3 protein-coding genes are annotated in these 3,918 nt (G+C 70.6%); 2 read left to right on the forward strand and 1 reads right to left on the reverse strand.

Annotated features, from left to right (window positions below):
* Window positions 1-239: 239 nt before the first annotated feature.
* Window positions 240-1,673: an FAD-dependent monooxygenase gene (locus tag AB0M47_RS42335; protein WP_363424599.1), complete on the forward strand. Its 1,434-nt coding sequence runs from the start codon at window positions 240-242 to the stop codon at window positions 1,671-1,673.
* Here the strand turns inward: AB0M47_RS42335 and AB0M47_RS42340 are convergent.
* Window positions 1,659-2,105, reverse strand: coding sequence for a MarR family transcriptional regulator (locus AB0M47_RS42340; RefSeq protein WP_363424601.1), 447 nt, complete (start codon window positions 2,103-2,105; stop codon window positions 1,659-1,661). The two genes, AB0M47_RS42335 and AB0M47_RS42340, sit on opposite strands and share 15 nt — an antisense overlap.
* A gap of 96 nt (window positions 2,106-2,201) precedes the next feature.
* Here AB0M47_RS42340 and AB0M47_RS42345 point away from each other — a divergent pair, with 96 nt between their 5' ends.
* Complete coding sequence (locus AB0M47_RS42345) at window positions 2,202-3,821, forward strand: MFS transporter (protein WP_363424603.1); 1,620 nt, start codon at window positions 2,202-2,204, stop codon at window positions 3,819-3,821.
* The last annotated feature ends 97 nt before the right edge of the window (window positions 3,822-3,918 follow it).

A 3,918-nucleotide genomic window follows, 5' to 3' on the forward strand; every position in this document is an offset into this window, starting at 1 on the left:
TGCCACCCCGGCGGTGAGCCCCCTCCCCCTCGCTCGCCCCGCTCGCCCCGCTCGGTGAGCATGGAGTTTCCGGTGAAGACACACCGGCGACACCACCGTGATCTCCATGATCTACGGGGAGAAGGGTTGGCGGGCGGGCGGTGGGTGGGTGGGTGGTGGGGGTGGGGAGAAGGGCGGGTGGGGGGTGGGGTGTCAGGGGGTGTCAGCGGGATGTCAGTGGACCCAGTCAAGGTCGTGGCATGACAACGGACGTACTCATCGTCGGCTCCGGGCCGACCGGGCTCACCCTCGCCGTCGACCTGGCCCGGCGTGGTGTCGCCGTCCGCATCGTGGAGCGGGACACCGCCGGCCGTGGCGTGGACGCCGATCAGGCGTACCGGGCCGGTTCGCGGGGCAAGGGGTTGCAGCCGCGCAGCCTGGAGGTCTTCGACGACCTCGGGGTGATCGACGAGATCCTCGCGACCGGCGAGGTCTACCCCTTGATCCGGATCTACGCCGGGCGCGTGCCGATCTGGAAGGCGCACATGCACAAGCAGCAGGACCCGTCCGAAGCCGTGCCGTACCCGATGACGATCATGCAGCCGCAGTGGCGGGTCGAGCGCGTTCTGCGTGATCGGCTGGCCGAGTACGGCGGGCGGGTCGAGTCCGGGGTGGAGCTGGCCGAGTTCACGCAGGACGCCGACGGCGTGACCGCACTGCTGCGGAAGGAGAACGGCGAGACCGAGACCGTCCGGGCGCGCTATCTCGTGGGCGCGGACGGCGGCCGCAGCGTGGTCCGCAAGACCCTCGGCGTCGGCTTCGTCGGCGAGACGCGGGACGAGGAGCGGATGATCCTCGGCGACGTGCGGATCGAGGGGCTGGAGCGCGACGCCTGGCGCATCTACGTCAACCTCCTCAAGCGGCAGCTGAAGGTCGGCCTGTGCCCGTTGCCGAACACGGACACCTTCCAGCTCACCGCGCCGCTGCCGGTCGGCGTCGAGCCGGATCTGTCGTTCGCGAACTTCCAGCGGATCGTCGCCGAGGGCACCGGCCGCCGGGACATCGTGCTGAAGGAGGTCACCTGGTCGTCGGTGTACCGGGTGAACATCCGCATGGTCGACCGGTACCGGGTCGGGCGCGTCTTCCTGGCCGGGGACGCGGCGCACGTGCACTCCCCCGCCGGCGGGCAGGGCCTCAACACGGGCGTGCAGGACGCGTACAACCTGGGGTGGAAGCTGGCCCGGGTGCTCGGAGGCGCTTCGGAGTCCCTTTTGGACACCTATGAGGCCGAGCGCAAGCCGATCGCCGAGCACATCCTCGGCCTCAGTACGCGCCTGCTCGACCAGGCGGCCCGGGGCGGCAGCACCAAGGCGTTCAAGCGGGACGCGGAAACCAGCCAGCTCATGCTCACCTACCAGGGTGGCCCGCTGGCGCGTGGCGAGCACGGCGGCGACCGGCTGCCGAACGGCAGAATCCACCGGCCGGACGGCACGACGACAACTCGATTCGACGTCATGAGGGGCCCGCACTTCACCCTGTTCACGACGCAGGAGGTGACGGCGCCCCGCGAGGACGTCCGCGTCTGCCCGACGACGGCCGGCGAAGCGCCCTTCGTCCTCGTACGCCCGGACGGCTACGTCGCGATCACCGCGCGGACCTACGAAGAGGTCGAGGACTACCTAGCCCTCGTCTGAGAGCGCGCAGGCGCCGGAGACCCCTTCGAGCCACTTGCGTACGGTGGCGCGCTCTTCGGCGGAGAACCCGGCTTCGATCTCCTCTTCCCATCGAGCGGCGGCGACCCTGGCCTCGGCCAGCCGCCGCCGGCCCGCGTCGGTCAGGAACAGCTGGTGCGTACGCCGGTCGGTGGGGTGCGGCCGTCGCTCGATGAGCCCGTCGCGCTCGAACGCGATCAGCATCTCGTTCGCGGCCTGCCGTGTCGCCGCACAGGCGCGGGCGACATCGGAGTTGGACGATCCCGGGTGCGCTTCGAGGATCATGAGCGTGGCGTACTGCGGAGTGGAGAGCCCGTACGCCTTCAGCTCGGCGTTCAGCGCCCCGCGCAGGCCCAGCCACGCGGTGCGGACCTGGAAGGCCAGCGATCCCGGCTCCGAGAGGAACGTTCCCATGCCACCATCCTCCACGCCCACGCAATTGACAGGGACCTGACAATCTGCCAGGCTCACATTCGTCAGGTACCTGTCGAATGTACCCAGGGGTGCGCCATGTCCACCACCGAACCGTCAGCCACGAAGCGCAGGCTGATCCTGCTCGTCCTCGTCGGCTCCCAACTGCTCGTCTGGATCGACAACACGATCCTCGGCAACGCCCTCGAAGTTCTGGCCGATCCGACGCACGGGCTGGCCGCCTCGCCCGGCCAGCTCCAGTGGGCGATCGGCTCCTACACCCTCGTCTTCGCGACGCTGATGTTCACCGCCGGTGCGCTCGGCGACCGCTACGGTCATCGGCTCGTCCTCGGCGTCGGCATGGCCGTCTTCGGCGCCTCCTCGCTCTGGGCCGCGTACGCGAGCAGCCCGGGCGAACTCATCGCGGCCCGCGCGGTCATGGGCGCCGGCAGTGCCCTCGTCATGCCCGCCACCATGGCCGTGCTCACCTGGACCTTCCAGGGCGCGGCCCGCGCTCAGGCGTTCGCCCTGCTCTCCTCGGCCGCCGGCGTCGGCATCGCCATCGGCCCGGTGCTGTCGGGCGCACTGCTCAGCCGCTTCTGGTGGGGCTCGGTCTTCCTGATCAATCTGCCCATCGTCGCCCTGTCGCTGCTCGGCATCATCGCCCTTCTCCCGGAGTTCAAGCCGCCGGCCGCTCGGGCGCTGGACCTGCCGGGCCTGGCGCTTTCCGTGAGCGGGCTCGGGCTCTTGGCGTATGGCCTGATTCGAGCGGGACAAGTCGCGGCCTGGGACCGGCCCGAAGTCTGGGGCACCGTGGTGGCCGGGCTGGCCCTGCTGGCCGCGTTCGTGGCCGTGGAGCTGAAGGCGCGGCAGCCGAGCTTCGACCCGCGCCTGCTCGCGCGGCGCGTCTTCGGCGGCGGGACCGCGGGTCTCGGCCTGCTCTTCCTCGCCATGACCGCGAACTCGTTCTACTCCGCGTTCTACCTGCAAGGCGCGCGCGGCTACAGCCCGCTGGAAGCGGGTCTGCTGGCCCTCCCGGCTGCGGTCGGCGTCATGATCGCGGCCCCTCTCGCCAATCAACTGGTACGCCGAACGTCGGTGCGAGCGGTGACGGCCACCGCCCTCACCGTCGCCGGGCTCGCGATGGGATCGTGGAGCCTGGTCGGGCTGACCACGCCGATCGGCGTGCTCGAAGTGCTGATGCTGATCCAGGGTTCCGCGATCGGCATGGTCATCGCGCCGGTGACCACGGCGGTGATGGGCACGCTGCCGCTGGAACGGGCCGGAGCCGGCTCCGCCGTGAGCAACACGGTACGCCAAACCGGTGCGGTGCTGGGGATCGCGCTCGGCGGCACCATCATGTCCATTGTGTACCGCTCGTCGGTCACACCGTCGCTCGCCGCACTTCCCGCCGAGCTGCGTTCGCGGGCCCTGGTCTCAGCCGAGTACGCCCGATCGCTGGGCGACCCGGGTGTCACCTCGGCCGCCAACGACGCGTTCGTCCACTCGCTCCACGTTACTACTTTGTGGACGATGGCTGCTGCGTTGGTCGGAGCGCTCGTGCTGGCCGTCCTCCTCCGCCCCGCCACTGCCCCCACCCCCACTCCCGGCGCTCCCGCTACCGGCGCTACCGCTACCGGCGCTACCGCTCCGGAGGCGGCCGCTGCGGGGGCTACCGCCCCCTCGCTCGCCGCCCCCTCCCCCTCTCCCCGCCCCTAGCCCCCCTCCCCGCCCTTAGGCCCTCTCCCCGTTGATCATGGAGTTAACTGTGGTCTCGCCGGTGTGTCGTGACCGGAAACTCCATGATCAACGGGGC

Origin of the sequence: Hamadaea sp. NPDC051192, assembly GCF_040682475.1 — a bacterium.
Lineage (GTDB): Bacteria > Actinomycetota > Actinomycetes > Mycobacteriales > Micromonosporaceae > Hamadaea > Hamadaea flava.